The 14,878-nt window shown below is 66.7% G+C and carries 14 protein-coding genes and 2 pseudogenes; 9 read left to right on the top strand and 7 right to left on the bottom strand.

What is annotated here, in order from left to right; all coding sequences use genetic code 11:
* Positions 1–2: 2 nt before the first annotated feature.
* From AC5P6A_RS05680 to moaA, 4 genes are read right to left on the bottom strand one after another with little or no spacing between them, the layout of a single operon-like run.
* The gene (locus AC5P6A_RS05680) at positions 3–263 is read right to left on the bottom strand and encodes a MoaD/ThiS family protein (RefSeq protein WP_021204222.1); all 261 of its coding nucleotides are present in this window, start codon (positions 261–263) and stop codon (positions 3–5) included.
* Positions 263–1,516 carry a molybdopterin molybdotransferase MoeA gene (locus AC5P6A_RS05685; RefSeq protein WP_346714891.1) on the bottom strand — a complete coding sequence of 418 codons (1,254 nt, stop codon included), beginning with the start codon at positions 1,514–1,516 and terminating at the stop codon, positions 263–265. The genes AC5P6A_RS05680 and AC5P6A_RS05685 overlap by 1 nt, the downstream gene beginning before the upstream one ends.
* Entirely contained in the window at positions 1,516–2,511 is a 996-nt protein-coding gene (gene moaCB, locus AC5P6A_RS05690) for a bifunctional molybdenum cofactor biosynthesis protein MoaC/MoaB (RefSeq protein ID WP_346473935.1), read from the bottom strand. The genes AC5P6A_RS05685 and moaCB overlap by 1 nt, the downstream gene beginning before the upstream one ends.
* 8 nt (positions 2,512–2,519) lie before the next feature.
* Positions 2,520–3,500, bottom strand: coding sequence for a GTP 3',8-cyclase MoaA (gene moaA / locus AC5P6A_RS05695; RefSeq protein ID WP_495222261.1), 981 nt, complete (start codon positions 3,498–3,500; stop codon positions 2,520–2,522).
* Positions 3,501–4,066: 566 nt separating this feature from the next.
* On the opposite strand from moaA, the gene AC5P6A_RS05700 reads away from it, so the two are divergent.
* Positions 4,067–4,441 carry a hypothetical protein gene (locus AC5P6A_RS05700; RefSeq protein ID WP_171952983.1) on the top strand — a complete coding sequence of 125 codons (375 nt, stop codon included), beginning with the start codon at positions 4,067–4,069 and terminating at the stop codon, positions 4,439–4,441.
* A gap of 90 nt (positions 4,442–4,531) precedes the next feature.
* Here AC5P6A_RS05700 and AC5P6A_RS05705 read toward each other — a convergent pair whose 3' ends face one another.
* From AC5P6A_RS05705 to AC5P6A_RS05715, 3 genes and pseudogenes are all read right to left on the bottom strand, one after another.
* The gene (locus AC5P6A_RS05705; protein ID WP_346714892.1) at positions 4,532–4,822 is read right to left on the bottom strand and encodes a DUF6984 family protein; all 291 of its coding nucleotides are present in this window, start codon (positions 4,820–4,822) and stop codon (positions 4,532–4,534) included.
* Positions 4,823–5,572: 750 nt separating this feature from the next.
* A pseudogene (locus AC5P6A_RS05710) lies at positions 5,573–6,688 on the bottom strand (RHS repeat-associated core domain-containing protein); the annotation flags it as partial.
* An 18-nt stretch (positions 6,689–6,706) separates the two neighbouring features.
* Positions 6,707–7,501 carry a helix-turn-helix domain-containing protein gene (locus AC5P6A_RS05715; protein WP_180876919.1) on the bottom strand — a complete coding sequence of 265 codons (795 nt, stop codon included), beginning with the start codon at positions 7,499–7,501 and terminating at the stop codon, positions 6,707–6,709.
* Positions 7,502–7,571: 70 nt separating this feature from the next.
* Between AC5P6A_RS05715 and AC5P6A_RS05720 the strand changes: the two genes are divergently transcribed.
* The 8 genes and pseudogenes from AC5P6A_RS05720 to AC5P6A_RS05755 all read left to right on the top strand — a co-directional run bounded on the left by AC5P6A_RS05720 (position 7,572) and on the right by AC5P6A_RS05755 (position 14,872).
* Positions 7,572–9,542: an FUSC family protein gene (locus tag AC5P6A_RS05720; protein WP_258009845.1), complete on the top strand. Its 1,971-nt coding sequence runs from the start codon at positions 7,572–7,574 to the stop codon at positions 9,540–9,542.
* A 4-nt stretch (positions 9,543–9,546) separates the two neighbouring features.
* A complete protein-coding gene (locus tag AC5P6A_RS05725; RefSeq protein WP_495222262.1) occupies positions 9,547–9,756 on the top strand; it encodes a DUF1656 domain-containing protein in 210 nt (69 codons plus the stop codon).
* 1 nt (position 9,757) lies between these two features.
* Positions 9,758–10,642, top strand: a complete 885-nt coding sequence (locus AC5P6A_RS05730; RefSeq protein WP_180876669.1) for an HlyD family secretion protein — start codon at positions 9,758–9,760, stop codon at positions 10,640–10,642.
* Positions 10,639–12,075, top strand: coding sequence for an efflux transporter outer membrane subunit (locus AC5P6A_RS05735; protein ID WP_346714893.1), 1,437 nt, complete (start codon positions 10,639–10,641; stop codon positions 12,073–12,075). The genes AC5P6A_RS05730 and AC5P6A_RS05735 overlap by 4 nt, the downstream gene beginning before the upstream one ends.
* A 134-nt stretch (positions 12,076–12,209) precedes the next feature.
* Positions 12,210–12,557 (top strand): RcnB family protein, encoded by a 348-nt coding sequence (locus AC5P6A_RS05740; protein WP_021204235.1) that lies wholly within the window; start codon positions 12,210–12,212, stop codon positions 12,555–12,557.
* Between the two features lie 72 nt (positions 12,558–12,629).
* Positions 12,630–12,851 (top strand): annotated as a pseudogene (locus AC5P6A_RS05745) (nuclear transport factor 2 family protein); the annotation flags it as partial.
* Between the two features lie 117 nt (positions 12,852–12,968).
* Positions 12,969–13,643 carry a response regulator transcription factor gene (locus AC5P6A_RS05750; RefSeq protein WP_019659910.1) on the top strand — a complete coding sequence of 225 codons (675 nt, stop codon included), beginning with the start codon at positions 12,969–12,971 and terminating at the stop codon, positions 13,641–13,643.
* Entirely contained in the window at positions 13,640–14,872 is a 1,233-nt protein-coding gene (locus tag AC5P6A_RS05755; RefSeq protein WP_332328827.1) for a HAMP domain-containing sensor histidine kinase, read from the top strand. The genes AC5P6A_RS05750 and AC5P6A_RS05755 overlap by 4 nt, the downstream gene beginning before the upstream one ends.
* Positions 14,873–14,878 lie beyond the last annotated feature (6 nt).

Raw genomic sequence — 14,878 nt, forward strand, 5'->3', positions numbered from 1 at the left:
GCTCAGCCCCCGCTCACCGGCGGCAGGATCGCCACCCGGCCATCGTCGGGCAACGCGTCGTGGTCGCGCAGCACGCGTTGCTGATCGGCGAATGCCGAGTAATCCAGCAGGCCGGCACGGAAACCCGGCCAACGCAGTGGCAGCAGCTCGCGCAGCGCCTGGCGCAGATCGGCCACGGTGCCACCAGCCACCTCCACCGCGATTTCACGGCTTGCATCCAGATCGGAAAACGCACCGAACAACTGCAGATTCACCTGTCTCATCACGGCTCCTGGCTCGCCAGCTGCACCGGGTCCTGATGACCCCAGCCCTGCACACGCACCGGCGTGCCGGCAGGGGCCAGACCGCCCTCGCCTTCCAGCACCACCCAGGCGTTGGCCTGCAGCATGGACATCAACCGGAACGACTCCTGCCCGGCCAGCACGCGCGCACTCAGGCGACCCTGCGCATCCACTTCCACCCGCGCCCGCGCGTGGAAGCGCAGGCCCGGCGGCGTGCGCACGTCGGCCTGCAGCGGCAACGTCAGCACCGGCTCCGGTGCCAGCCCCAGCAGGCGGCGCAGCACCGGCTCGACAAAGAAGCGCTGGCCCACCGCAGCGGAGACCGGGTTGCCCGGCAGGCCGAAATACAGCGCGCCATTGGGCAGCACCGCGAACAGCAACGGCTTGCCGGGGCGGATCGCCACCTTGTGGAACACGATGCGCGCACCTCGGCCACGCAGCGCGTCGGGAATGAAATCGTAGCGGCCGGCCGACACCGCGCCTGTGCTGATCAACAGCTGCGCACCCGCGTCCAGCGCTTCATCCAGGACAGCGTTGAACGCCGCCACCTCATCGCCCACCGTGCCCTGCCAGACCACCTCGGCACCGGCGGCCTGCAGGCGGCCGACCAGATACGGCCGGTTGCTGTCACGAATCTGCCCGGATGCCAGCGTCTGCGCCGCCTCGGTCACCAGCTCCTTGCCGGTAGCAATCACCGCCGCCTTTGGCCGCGCCACCACCGCCACCTCGCCCACGCCGATGGCATGCAGCAGGGTGCGCGCGTTGATGTCCAGCACCTGCCCGGCCTGCAGCACGCGCTCGCCGTCGCTTACATCCTCGCCGCGCAGGCGCACGTTCTGGCCCGGCTTCACCAATGCCTTCAGGGCAATGCGGGTCGGGCGGCCATCCTCGCTGGCGAGGATCTCCACGTTCTCGACCGGCACCACCGTATCCAGCCCAACCGGCATGCGTGCCCCGGTCATGATTTCCCAGGCACCCTCGCCGCCTTCGGCGCCAGCATCGCCGGCCGCCTGCCAACCCTGCACGGCAAATTCGGTGCCGGCCTCGAACGTCGCGCCGTTGGCGCGCAGCGCGAAGCCGTCCATCGCCGAATTGTCGAACGGCGGCAGCGACTGTGCGCTGTGGATGTCACGGGCCAGCGTGCGGCCCGCGGCCTCGTGCAGCGGCAGGCGTTCGGCCGGCAGCGGCGTAGCCGCGTCCAGCAGGTGCTGCAAGGCCTCGCTGTAGGCAATCATCAGTGGCCACCGCCATCGACCATGGCCAAGGCGTGGCCCAGCACCGGCGCCAGAATATCGAGGCACTGCGCCGCCGCCTTTGGGCTGCCCGGCAGCGCGAACACCAGCATGTTGCCCAGCTGCACCACCTCGGCGCGGCTCAGCCAGGCCATCGGCGTGTGCTGTGCACTCAGTGCCCGCACCATCTGCGCCAGGCCATGCACCGGCCGCGCATTCAACGAACGCAGCGCCTCCGGAGTCAGGTCGCGCGGGCCCAGCCCGGTACCGCCGGTACACAGGCACAGGCGCACGCCCTCGGCGGCCAAGGCCTGCAGGCGGCCTGCCAATGGCTCGATGCCATCGGGCAGTACCTCGGCGGCCACCACCTCGCCGCCCAGTTTTTCCACGCCAGACACCAGGGTCGGGCCGGACACATCTTCATAGGTGCCGTCGCTGGCGCGATCGCTCAGCGTGATCACCGCGCAGGCCGCGCCTTCCAGGCCCTTCGGCGCACGCGGCTTGAACCGCTCACGCTCGGCCTCGTCCATGCCATCCGGGTGCAGCCACACACCGCGCTTGCCGCCTTCCTTGAACAGCAGGCGGATGCCTTCGATGCGCAGGGCCGGCTCCACCGGCTTGCTCAGGTCGTACAGGGTCAGCAGCGCCGCGTTGACGCCGGCCAGTGCCTCCATCTCGACGCCGGTGCGTGCCTCGCTGGCGCACTCGCACCACACGCGGATCGCCTGCCGTTCCGGCACCGGCGCGCAGAACACCTGCACCAGCTCCAGCGGCAACGGATGGCACAGCGGCATCAGCATCGAGGCCATCTTCGCGCCCTGCAGGCCGGCTATCTCGGCCATCACCAGCGCATCGCCCTTGGGCAGGCGGCGCTCGACGATCAGCGGATAGGCCACTGGACCGGCATGCAGCTCGCCCACCGCCACCGCACGGCGGCGGCTGGTGCGCTTGTTGCGCACATCGGCCATGTGGAAGGCCGTGTTCAATTCCCCACTCATCGTGTTGCTCATCCTCCGATCGAGGCCAGGTGCGGGGTCAGCCCGGTCTGGCCCTGGTGCAGTCCATGCCCGGCCGCTTTCAGGCCAAGCTGGGTGGTGATGCGTGCCAGCAGCGCGTCTTGGTCCTCGTCGCGCTGCAGCAGCGGGCGCAGCGGAACGCCGAACTCGCCGAACAGGCACAGCCGCAGGTCGCCCTTGGCGGTCACCCGCAGGCGGCTGCAGCCCTTGCAGAAGTCACGCGAATACGGCGCGATGATGCCGATGCTGCCGCGATGGTCAGGGTGGCTGAACTCGCGCGCCGGGCCGGCATCGGCGGCGCGCGCGCGCTCGTGCCAGCCAGCGGCCAGCAGCTGCTCGATCACCACGTCGGCGCGCAGGTGGTGGCGCTGGAAATAGGCTTCGTTGTCGCCGGTGCGCATCAGTTCGATGAAGCGCACGCTGAAGGGGCGATCGCGCAGGTACTCCATCCACTGCGGGAGCTCGTCGTCATTCAGGCCGCGCAGCAGCACCGCGTTGAGCTTGATCGCCGGCAGGCCCAACGCCTGCGCCAGGGCCAGGCCCTGCTGGATCTCCGGCAGGCGGTCATGCCCGGTGATGGTCCTGAAGCGTTCGCGCTGCAGGCTGTCCATGCTCACGTTCAGCGCGGTCAGGCCGGCGCGGTGCCAGCCCGGCAGGCGCCTCTGCAGCAGCGTGCCATTGGTGGTGATAGCCACCTTGCGGATGCCCGGCACCGCCGCCACGGTGGCGATGATCTCGTCCAGATCCTTGCGCAGGCTGGGCTCGCCACCGGTCAGGCGGATCTTGCTCATGCCCAGCGCCGCAAAGGCCCGCACCAGGCGGCCGATCTCCTCCACCTGCAGGAAACGCGGGTGGCCATCGGCCTGGTAGCCGTCGGGCAGGCAGTAGCTGCACCGGAAGTTGCAGGCTTCGGTGAGCGACAAGCGCAGGTACGGAAAGCTGCGTCCGAAGCTGTCGGTGAGTTGGCTCATGGCTGTTCCGCCTCCTGGTACCACCCTGCAGCCCTGCCCCTGAACGGGTTGTCGACCCCAACCTGCAGAGTGCGCTGGGGCGTTGAAAGCGTCAACCCGGGAGGCACGCAGCCTGAATTGGCGCCGCCTGTCGTGATAGGCCCGCCCCGCCCGTCCCGTTCGCCGTGACAACCTCGACCCCTGTCGCAGATTGCACGTTGCGGACGGAGCACTACGCCAGCCAGCACTGGCGGGGCTTAACAGCGTAGGACAATGTCAAAAGCGTCTCCAATCGAGTGATGTTTGCAACTCTTCTGATTGGCATTGCACAGCGCCAGGGGCTCAGATGGCGTGCCACCGGAAAAGGGTGGCCGGGCTTCGAACACCCGAGTTGATGTTGATGTATGCGCTTGCCAGCCGGCGCCACCCTAGCGTGGCGCCGGCTGGCAATCCGTCTGCCGGCTATGGCGGGCGGTGCGTGGGGGCCTTCGGGCCCGCCGGACTGACATCAACCCGGTGTTCGAACCACGTACCGCCCGCCACTTTTATGGGTGGCGGCTACCGATTGCCCTGCACGGAGCCTTGCCATGAACGAATCGGACTTCCCGCATCTGCACGCCTACCGCAGCACCGCCGGCGACGACGGTTCGCCACAGGCTGCGCCTGCCATGGACAGGAACACCTTCATTGCCAATCTCCAACGCATCGGCTCCGGTGCGGCGGCCGACGGACAACCCTGGCCGGAGCGGCATCAGCTGCCCGGACGCTGCCTCGCCCTGGCCGACGCCGATTGCGCGTTGAGCGGGTTGCGGGTGGTGCTGGAAATGCTGCTGGCGGCGGAACGCACCCGGCAGAACGGAGAACCCGGGCAGTACGTGGGCGACCGGGTGATGGAGGGGTTGGTCATGGCCTGCCAGTCGTTGTGCGCGCAGGCGGTGGGGCGGTTGCAGCCCGAAGGGTGAAGGGCATGCGCCACGCCCTTCAGCGAGGACCGCTTTCAGCAGGCGTCAGTGTTCGCTGAAAGCGCTCCTCAGATCGACGCCGATGATCGGTTAGAAGTCGACCTTCCACAGCTCCAGCTCGAAGAGCTGATCGTGATTGCCCAGGCACAGGGTGACTCTCACCGGCACGCCGTCGGCATCGGCAAGCATTGCAGTGGCAATGTCGCTTCCGAAGACCTGGGTCGTGCTGGACAGGAACACCACGCCTCCGAATCCGACGACCTCCACGTCCTCCACCTGGGCGAGCGCCAGATCCTTCAACAACCGTTCGGACAGCTCGTTCGTCTCGGGCAGCAGCCTGTGGATGAGGGAGACCTCGTCGGGGGTGAGGAATCTGGGCACGGGATGTCCTTCAGAGCACTGCATCCAGCCTCCCCCGCAAAGACTACTGTGAGTAATTGACTTCTTTAGTGACATTTCCACTTCGGTCGTACCATCGCCACACACCGGCCTTATGCCCATTCTTAAACTGTCCACGGATACGAATATACCCATCATCTGCGGCGACAAATGGACCATCAGCAATCTCGCACCCCTTCAAAGAGCCCGCTTTTCCCCACGGCTCGGTCTTCAGTCGAGCGGGCTCAACACATTCTATCCGCTCATCGTCGAACGAATTCGTCGTTGCGCCCTGCTTCTGATCCGCACATGCCGAAGAAAGTGACGCCAGCAGGACGCATGTCATGTGTCTCTTCATACCTACCTCAGCCCAGGAACCTTCGAGTTGAGCAATCGTTTGTTCTGCTCTTGCTGCAGTTCGACTGTACTAGCATTCCAAAGTGTCTTGGCTACAAATGATTGGCAATGGTTGGTAGGCCCCCACCTACCAAGTGATCTCCCTATCTGAAGCTGGGAATTGACTCTCGCTTCGTCGACATTTTTAACCACTTTGCATGATGCTCCAGGTTCATTGCTACGACCGACATGGTTGGTCACCTGCACGGGATCGCCCGGCATGTCTCCACTGTCGTTACCAGGTACGTTTCCACGAGTGCCACCCATGCCTGCCTCAACTGTATCCGTACGAATCCATTGGTGATCAATTGGATTGTTGGATACTCCAAAGGCCGGCTGACTACATACAAGTACTTCCAAGCCCTCAGGGTCAATCCAACTCATCGGATTTCCCATCACGTAGCCAAAGGTATTTGGCCCCGCTGCGAGCCCAATCGGATCACTCTGCGAATAACGACCCACCGCAGGGTCATACTCCCGCTGGTAGTTGTAGAACAGCCCACTCGCATCCGTCGCCTGCTGGCCCGGGAAGCGCAGCGCCAGTTCGAACGCCACACCATCGCCATCTGGATCGGCACTTGGGATCTGGTTGCCGAACACCTCGCTCTTGTTGCTCCACTCCCAGATCGCCACATCACGCACCGGATCGATCACCACGCGCGGCGTGCCCAGATGATCCGGCTGCACTTAGGCAAGTTCCGGCACGCCGGCGCTCGGCACGCTGATCAACGCCACCGGGTAGTTGTCCAGCCAGATGGCCTGCTGCTGCGCCTGGCCCGTGGCCGAGTAATTGCCCAGCCACTGCCCTGCTTCGTCGTACAAGGTGATCCGTGCTGCGCCACCGGCCGGGGTCCGCAGAGCGCGTTCACCGCGGTGGTTGTAACCGTAGCTTTCCAGTACGGCATTGCCCTGCTTCACCGCGTTCATGCGGTTGGCGTCGTTGTAGATGAACGTCTTGCCGCCGATGCTGGTGGTGTTGCCCACTGCGTCATGGTTGCGCGCTTCGCCGTCCACGGCGGTCAGCCGGTGGCTGGTTGCGGGGTAGGTGTAGCTGGCGGTGCCTGCCGAGGTGGTCAGCGCGGTGCGATTGCCGGTGGCGTCGTAGGCATAGGTTTCAATCGGCGTGCCGGTCGCGCCGTCCTGGGTCTGGGTCAGGCGGCCCAGCGCGTCGTAGGCGTACTTGGCCAGCACCGTCGAGCCCGTGCCGTTCTTCAGCTCGGTGACCGAGCCGACCGGATCATAGCCGTAGCCCAGCGATAGGCCGCCTGCCGCCGGGTCGTGCACCGCCTGCGGGCGATGGTCGAGGTCCAGCGGGCGCTGCAACTGGCGGCCGTTGCCATAAGTCCAACCGGTCACCGGTCCGAAGGCCGCATAGGTCACGTTGTTCACCACGATCTGGCGGGCTTGGCCGGGCCGGGTCAGGCCGATCTGGCTGATGCGGCCCTGGATATCGCGCACGTTCCAGGCAACGGCTTCCCCCGTTGTTCCCCGCTACTGCCCGCGCAGGCGCACCGCGAAGTACCGCGCCGGGGAAAGGCCAAGCGCCTTCTTGAACATCGTGATGAAGGCCGTCACCGACTCATAGCCCAGCGTCTCGGAAACGCGTTGTACCGGTGCGCCCGCGGCGAGTTCACGAATGGCGATGAGCAGGTGCAGCTGCTGCCGCCAGCGTCCGAAGGAGAGTCCCGTTTCCCGTTCGATGAGGCGGGTCAACGTGCGCTCGCCCAGGGCCAGGCGCACAGCCCACTGGCTGATGGTGCTGCGGCCTGCCGGATCCGCCGACAGCGCCGCCGCCAGCGCACGCACCTTCGGGTGATGGCTGACCGGCAGCGACAGATGCTCGGCCGGCATCTGTACCAGCTCGTCCAGCAACACCCGCGCCAGCCGGTCGGTGTGGCTGCCATGCGGATAGTCCAGCGGCGCGTCGGCCAGGTGCAGGATCATCTCGCGCAGCATCGGCGAGATGGCCAGCGTCACGCACTGCGCCGGCAGGTCGACGATGCCGGGCTCGACGAATAGATAGCACAGGCGCGCGTTGGCGGTGGCGCGGTTGCTGTGCGGCATGCCGCCCGGAATCCAGACGCCACACTGGGGCGGCACGATCCACAGCGCATTGGCCACTTCGCAGGTCACCGCCCCATGCAGCGCAAGAATGAGCTGGCCCTTTCGATGCTCATGCACCGGAATTTCCGCGTCGTGCTCGGCCACCTGCAGGCGGCTGGCAACCGCCGGGCGATCGGTCTCGTCCGGGTCCAGGTCAAAGCCGGGGAGCGAAATGCGAGCCATTCTCACATTGACCGGTTTTAGCGATTGATTGTCATTGTAGCGAAATTCGCCAGTGCGGCCGATCACTAGCATGAGCCGCATGCACTCCCCCACTCCTGCCCGTCCCCACGTGTTCCAGGCATTCGCCCGGTTGAAAAGCCCTGCCCTCAGGACCGATCAGGAGGCGGTGCTCTTCTCGCTCAAATGCCTGCTCGCCGCGTCGCTGGGGCTGTATGTCTCCCTGCGGATCGGCCTGAATCGCCCGTTCTGGGTGATCGGCACGGTCTATCTGGTGTCGCAGCCCCTTTCCGGGGCAACACTGAGCCGCGGCCTGTTTCGCCTGCTCGGTACCGTGGGCGGGGCTGTCGCCACCGTCGCGCTGGTGCCACGCTTCGCCAATGCACCCCTGGTGCTGAGCGCCGCGCTCGCCACCTGGATGTCGCTTTGCCTGTATCTGGCAATGCTCGACCGCACGCCGCGTGCCTATGCGTTCCTGCTGGCCGGCTATACCACCAGCCTGATCGGCTTTCCTGCGGTGATGGTGCCGGGAGACGTGTTCACCATTGCCATCACGCGGGTGCAGGAAATTGCCATCGGCATCCTGGCCGCAACGCTGGTACATGCGCTGGTGCTGCCGCGCCGGGTCTCGATGCGCGTGCACGCACGGGTCGCTGCCGTGCTGGATGACGCGGAACGATGGACACGGGACATGCGCGCCGGCGCATCGGACACGGTGCTGGCGACGGACCGCTCGAAAGTGGCCGCCGACCTGCTCGAGCTGCATGTGCTGTCGATCCACCTGCCCTTCGACAGCGCCCACGGCGTGGCCCAGGTGCAGATCCTGCGTGCCCTGCATGACCGGATGCTGGACGTGCTGATGCTGTCCAGCGCGGTGGAAGATTCCATCGACCGGCTGCGTTCACCACAGGCCGGCGCGATGGATGCAACGGGCTGGCGCGATCTGCTGCAGGCCGGCCTCGCCGCGCAACAGACCGAGCTCGACCTCGCCCACGCCGATTGCCGCGTACTGCAAGCGGAGCTGCACACTGCCCGGCCCGACTGGCGCCGGCATGTACCTGCCCGCCTTGCACGACATGTGCAGGGTGCGGTACTTCACCGGGATCATCGGCTTGCCCTGCGCAGCGCGCTGGGCGCGTTCGTCGGCATCCTGCTGAGCTGCGTTCTATGGATCGCTACCGGCTGGTCGGAGGGCGCCACGGCGGTGTCCATCATCGGCACGGCGTGCGTGCTGTTCGGCACGATCGAAGCGCCGGCACCGCATGTCATGCGCTACCTGGTGGGATCGTGCATCGGCGTGGCCGTCGGCCTGCTCTACGGTCTGCTGATCTTCCCCGCGTTGTCCGATATCACCGGCCTGATTACCGCGCTCGCGCCGGTGCTGCTGCTGTGCGGATCGTTCCTGGCCCGGCCGCCCTTCATCATGGCCGCCCTGGGCGTGGTACTGACCTTCCCGATCATCGCAGGCCTGGGCGCGACCAATTCGGTCAACATCGTCGGCGCGCTCAACAACAGCGTTGCGTTGTTCATCGGTACGACGGTGGCACTGTGCAGCATGCAGCTGTTCCAGACCGCCGATGCGGGCCGCAACCGCGCTCGGCTGGAGCGGTCGATCCGTCGGGACATCGCACGACACGCCGCCGGGCAAGGCGGTGCGAGCCACGCGTGGCTCAGCCGCATGCTGGATCGAATCGGGCTGCTCGCTCCCAGGTTGCAGGGCCGTTCCAGCGCAGTACACGAGCTGCGGGCATTGTTTGCGGACGTTCGTGCGGCACATGCATCCAGCCAACTCCGCACACTGGACAAGTACCTGGACGACCCGCACGTTCGGGCGCTAAACGCGGCGCTGGTCGAACGCGTCGCCGCACATTTCAGGGTTCGCGCCCACGCGCCACGCAGTGTCGATGCCCATCTTCTGAAGTTGTTGGACTGCATGCGCGAGGCCGCAACAGCCATCGCCGAGGCCGATCGAGGGAATCTGCTGCACCTGCTCAGCGGGTTGCGCCGCGACCTGCTGGCCTCACCGCTCACCCATCGGCACTGACCGCATGCTCTCTGATCTTTCCATTGATGGCGTGCTCATTCCCGGCCTGCTCGCCGTGGCCATCGCCGCGTTGGCGCTGTCGGTACTGACCTCACGTTTCCTCGCCAGCCTCGGTCTGTACCGGTTGTTCGCCGCGTGGCCACTGGTGGGCCTGTCCCTGTTCGTTCTCCTGGCGGAGCTGATGATCCAGCTCTCGCCCCTGCTCGAGAAATGAAATGAAAGACCTGCTTGCTGTCATCGGGCGCTGGAGCGCAACCCTGGTAGTGTTCGCAATTGCCGTCGTCGCTGCACTGGCCATCTGGCATCGCTACGAAACACGCCCATGGACGCGCGATGGCCGGGTGCGCGCCGATGTGGTGCGCGTTGCGTCAGACATGGGGGGGCTGGTCACCCAGGTGCTCGTGCACGACAACCAGCGGGTCAGTGCCGGCCAGCTGCTGCTGGTGCTCGATCAGCCACGCTTCGCCGCCACGCTGGAGAAGGCAGACGCGGCGGTCAGGAGCGCGCATGCCACGCTGGCGCTGGCTCGCCGCGAATCGGCGCGGGACAACGCACTTGGCAACCTGGTCGCTTCGGAAACCCGCGAACGCAACGCCGCCAAGGTCGATACCGAGCTGGCCGCGCTGGCGCAGGCACGGGCCGAACAGCGCGTTGCCCAGCTCAACGTGCAACGCACCGAGGTGCGCGCAACCACCGATGGCATCATCACCAACCTCGACCTGCACGCGGGCGACTACCTGCAGCCGGGGGCACAGGCGCTGGCGCTGATCGACACCGGCAGCCTGCGCATCGAGGGCTACTTCGAGGAAACCAAACTGGCCTGCATCACCGAGGGCGATGCCGCCGTGGCCCGGCTGATGGGCGACAACCACGACGTCCGCGGGCACGTGGATACCATCGCCGCCGGCATTGCCGACGATCAGCGCTCAAGCACACACAACCTGCTGCCCGCCGTGGCGCCAACTTACACCTGGGTGAGGCTGGCGCAGCGCATCCCGGTACGCATCCGCATCGATGATGCGCCGTCGGATACCCGCCTGATCGTGGGTCGCACTGCGAGTGTGACCATCACACCCTCGGCAGCGGGAGCCTGCAAGTGAGCGTGCGAACACTACGCGGTGGGCTGCTTGCCCTGCTGCTGCCCATGACGGCCTGCGTCTCCGGCCCCGACTATCACCTGCCTGCGAATGCCGTCGCTGCCACGCCACGGGCAGCGCGGGCATTCGTCTCGGGCGGGGAGGCATCGTTCAGCCACGACGCGCCACCGGATCGGTGGTGGGAACTGTATGGCGACCCCCAGCTTGACGGCTACGTGCGCGAAGCACTGGCGGCCAACACCGACCTACGCGCTGCCGATGCCAACCTCCGGCGCGCCAGCGCTACCGTGCTGGAGTATCGCGCGCGCGGTGCCGTACAGGCCGACGTGGATGCGTCGAGCACGCTCATCCATGCCGGTGGCTACACCCAGGCGTCGGCCGCGCCGCAGTCGTACGCGCTGGGCCTTCACCTCTCCTATCCACTGGATCTTGCAGGCGGTATCCGCCGCGGCATCGAAGCCGCCAACGCGGACGCCGAGGCCGTCGCTGCGGCGCGGGACCAGGTCCGCGTGGTCGTCGCTGCGGCCGTCACCCGGGCCTATCTCCAGGTGTGCACCCGAAATCACACGCTCGCTGCAACCCGGCAGGTGCTGGCGGTGCAGCGCGCCACCCTGGAGGCAACCCGACGCCTGGCTGCCGGAGGGCGCGGAACGGACTTCGATGTCAGCCGTGCCGGTGCCGCCGTCAACCGCAGCGCGGCGGGGATACCGCACCTGCTGGCGGAACGCCAGGCCGCACTGTTCGAACTGGCCGCATTGATGGGCAGGCTCCCGGCGGACTATCCCAGGGAGGCCGAAGCCTGCCCAGGCCCCCCGGAGCTGGAGCAGGCGCTGCCGGCCGGTGATGGTTGGCAGCTGCTCCAGCGGCGCCCCGACGTACGCGCAGCCGAACGCAGCCTGACCGCCGCGACTGCAATGATCGGTGTCGAGACGGCGGGTCTCTATCCGCAGATCACCTTGGGCGCCTCTTCGGGCGTGGCCGGCACACCGGCGCATCTGCTGTCGGCCGACGGCTTCGGTGCGAGCATCGGTCCCGCGCTGTCATGGCACTGGCCCAACCGCCGCGTGGCCAAGGCCCGCGTCGCAGCGGCAGGTGCCAATGCAGATACCGCGCTCGCGTCCTTTGACGGCGTCGTGCTGCAGGCACTGCGCCAGACCGAGACCGCGCTTTCTGCCTGCACGCAGGAACTTGAACGCGAGCGCAGCCTGGCGCAGGCGCGTGGGGATGCAGCGCGGGCCGCCGGGCAGGCGCAGCAGCTCTACCGTTTCGGCAGGATCGATTTTCTCGACCTGCTTTCGGCCCAGGCCGCGCTGGCAGATGCGGAGTCCGCATTGGCCGTCTCGCGCGCGGAGCGCATTGACCGGCAGATGGATCTTTTCCTGTCGTTGGGTGGAGGCTGGGCTGCAACAGATTCAGCCCCGGGCGGGGTCCAGTGACCCGTTGCCTGGCAGCGGCTGCAGGCCGCGCCGTCTGTTCAGAAAAGTGCCGCCCAAACCCGTATTCATTCACACTGACTGCCCTATATTCCCGCCACAGCGCCGCATGCTGCGGCCATGACGGAGGCACTTCCATGAAGACCACACGTTTGCTTGCCATCGCTTTGACCACCGCCACCGCGTTGGCTGCGGCCCCCGCCTTCGCTGACCCGCCGCATCACGCCCGCGGCAACGGCCCGCCGCCGCATGCCGGCGGCCCGCACAACCGTGATGCGCCGCCGCCCGGCTGGCAGAAGAAGGCCTGGCGTCGTGGCGACCGCCTGCCCTGGGCCGAAGTGGACCGCCGCTACTGGGTGGACGATTACGCGCGTTATGACCTGCGCAATCCGGGTCGCGGCCAGCGCTGGGTGCGCCAGTCCGACACCGAGTACCTGTTGGTGGAGATCGCGACCGGCTTGATCATCGACGCGCTGCATCGTTGAATGCGGAGCGCGCCGGGGCCCTGTAGCCGTGGCCCCGGCGGCGCTTCCACCCTACGAAGGCCGTCATGAACGATGCGAACCACCGGAATCCAGAACGCGCTTCTCGCTGCGTGCCTCGCCGCAGGCCTGCCGGCCCATGCAAGCCAACGCCCATCGTCGGCTGATGCAGCGGCGATCGAACACGTGGTCGAGTCATTCCGCGCCTCGCTCATCAACAAGGACAAGCCGACCTACATGAGCCTGTTCTTTTCGGACAGACCGGAAGATATCGGCTGGCAGTTCGTTTCCGAAGATGCCGGCCGATTGAACGTCGCTTGACGCGGCCGACCCCAGGCCGCGAACCATTCAGCATGCGCATTGGCAATCAGTCAGGGATCGGGCACAGTTCGGCCACGCGCAAGGACGCACGCCATGACCCGCCTGCTGATCATCGAAGACAACCCCGAGCTCGTAGCCAACCTGTACGCTTTCTTTGAACCTATCGGCTACGTGCTGGACGACGCCCGCGACGGTGCCAGCGGCCTGCGCCGGGCCACGCAGCACGACTACGACGCCATCCTGCTGGACCTGATGCTCCCGCGCCTGGATGGCATGACGCTGTGCCGAAAGCTGCGCCGGGAATTCCAGAACCCGGTGCCGATCCTGATGCTGACCGCGCGCGATCCGGTCGAGGACCGCGTGCAGGGCCTCGCTCTCGGCGCCGATGACTACCTGGTCAAACCGTTCTCGCTGAAGGAACTGGATGCGCGGATCAAGGCCCTGGTGCGACGCGCCCAGGGCCGTCAGGTCGACAGCGTACTGGCGTGGAAGGACTTGCAGGTAGATACGCGCTCGCCGCAGGCCTGGCGACAGGGGCGCTGCATCGCGCTGACGCCTACGTCGCACAAACTGCTGATGTGCCTGGTACGCGCGGCCCCGGCCGTGGTGCGCAAGCAGGAGATGGAATACCTGGTCTGGGGCGACGAGCCACCGGACAGCGGCGCGCTGCGTACCCACATCCATGAGCTGCGCCTGCAGGTGGACCGCAGCTTCGACACCACGTTGATCGCTACGGTGCACAGCGTCGGCTGGCGCATGCCGGCGTGACCCCTGCCGCTCTCTACCGCCGCCTGGCCCTGCGTACCCGCATCACGATTTCGTTCGTGCTGCTGATGGCCGGCGCGATGGGCTTCATCGTCCTGGCCGAACAGGTGGACTACGACCAGGTCAGGGCCGCGGTCATCGCCCGGACCCAGGACAGTGCCGTGCACAAACTGCAGGCGGCACTGGCCCGTGGCGAGCGCCCCGCCCTGCCCCCGGGCAGCCAGCTGTACGACAGCCATAGCGTGCCGATGGTGCTGCGCCAGTACGGCCTGGGCTACCACGGCGAAGCAGGACCCGACGAGTGGCACCTGCGTGTGTTCGACAGTGGCGGCCAGCGCTACTACCTGCTGCAGGACGCTGCACCCTATGGCTACCTGGAACACCTGATCAATGCCTTTGCCGCGGTGGTCATTTCGATCTGCGTGCTCGGCGCCTTCCTGATCGGTCGCAGGGTGGCATCGCACGTCATCGCGCCCATCACGCAGTTGGCCGATGCCGTGCAGAGCGGGCGGAAGCCCTTTCCCTGTCAGGACGCCCGCGACGAGATCGGTGTACTCGCCCGTGCCTTCGCCCGGCACAGTGATGAGCTCGAACGGTTCCTGCATCGCGAGCAATGCTTCAGCGGCGATGCCAGCCATGAGCTGCGCACGCCCTTGGCCATCATCGGCGGCGCTGCGGAAACCCTTGCCTGCCAGCTTCCGGCCGACAGCCACCTGGTTCCCAGCGCGGAGCGCATCCTGCGCACCACCCAGGAGATGCAGCGCCAGCTGACCTGCCTGCTGCTGCTCTCACGCGCCCCCAGTACCGTGCCGCGCAACAAGGTGGCCCTGCGCCCGCTGATCGAATCCTGCATGGAGCGCTGCCAACCCTGGCTTTCCGGCAAGCCAGTGAGCATTACATACGATGCCCGGTATGACGCCGTACTGGAAACCAATGCGGATCTGGCGCACAGCGTGATCTGGAACCTGCTGCGCAACGCCTGCCAGTACACCGAAAGGGGCGAAGTGAGGATCACCCTCCACGACACCGCACTCACCGTCGCCGACACCGGACCCGGCCTGCCCTCCAGTATCGACCCACAGCAGTTCCAGCGCTTCGTGCCCGGCAGCCCGCACAATGGCGAGGGACTGGGGCTGTCCATCGTGCAGCGCATCGTCGAGCACCTGGGCTGGAGGATGACGGTGCACTCCTCGCAGCAGGGATGCCGGTTCAGCCTGGAATGGCCCGCCTGACGGTTT

Source organism: Stenotrophomonas sp. YJH_SMC_20, assembly GCF_059367845.1.

Excerpts from the sequence above, each read along its gene's own strand:
- AC5P6A_RS05730 (WP_180876669.1), top strand. The coding sequence starts at position 9,758 with ATGAAAGACCTGCTTGCTGTCATCGGGCGCTGGAGCGCAACCCTGGTA.
- AC5P6A_RS05740 (WP_021204235.1), top strand. The coding sequence starts at position 12,210 with ATGAAGACCACACGTTTGCTTGCCATCGCTTTGACCACCGCCACCGCG.
- AC5P6A_RS05700 (WP_171952983.1), top strand. The coding sequence starts at position 4,067 with ATGAACGAATCGGACTTCCCGCATCTGCACGCCTACCGCAGCACCGCC.
- AC5P6A_RS05725 (WP_495222262.1), top strand. The coding sequence starts at position 9,547 with ATGCTCTCTGATCTTTCCATTGATGGCGTGCTCATTCCCGGCCTGCTC.
- AC5P6A_RS05750 (WP_019659910.1), top strand. The coding sequence starts at position 12,969 with ATGACCCGCCTGCTGATCATCGAAGACAACCCCGAGCTCGTAGCCAAC.
- moaCB (WP_346473935.1), bottom strand. The coding sequence starts at position 2,511 with ATGAGTGGGGAATTGAACACGGCCTTCCACATGGCCGATGTGCGCAAC.
- AC5P6A_RS05680 (WP_021204222.1), bottom strand. The coding sequence starts at position 263 with ATGAGACAGGTGAATCTGCAGTTGTTCGGTGCGTTTTCCGATCTGGAT.
- AC5P6A_RS05685 (WP_346714891.1), bottom strand. The coding sequence starts at position 1,516 with ATGATTGCCTACAGCGAGGCCTTGCAGCACCTGCTGGACGCGGCTACG.
- AC5P6A_RS05715 (WP_180876919.1), bottom strand. The coding sequence starts at position 7,501 with ATGGCTCGCATTTCGCTCCCCGGCTTTGACCTGGACCCGGACGAGACC.
- moaA (WP_495222261.1), bottom strand. The coding sequence starts at position 3,500 with ATGAGCCAACTCACCGACAGCTTCGGACGCAGCTTTCCGTACCTGCGC.
- AC5P6A_RS05720 (WP_258009845.1), top strand. The coding sequence starts at position 7,572 with ATGAGCCGCATGCACTCCCCCACTCCTGCCCGTCCCCACGTGTTCCAG.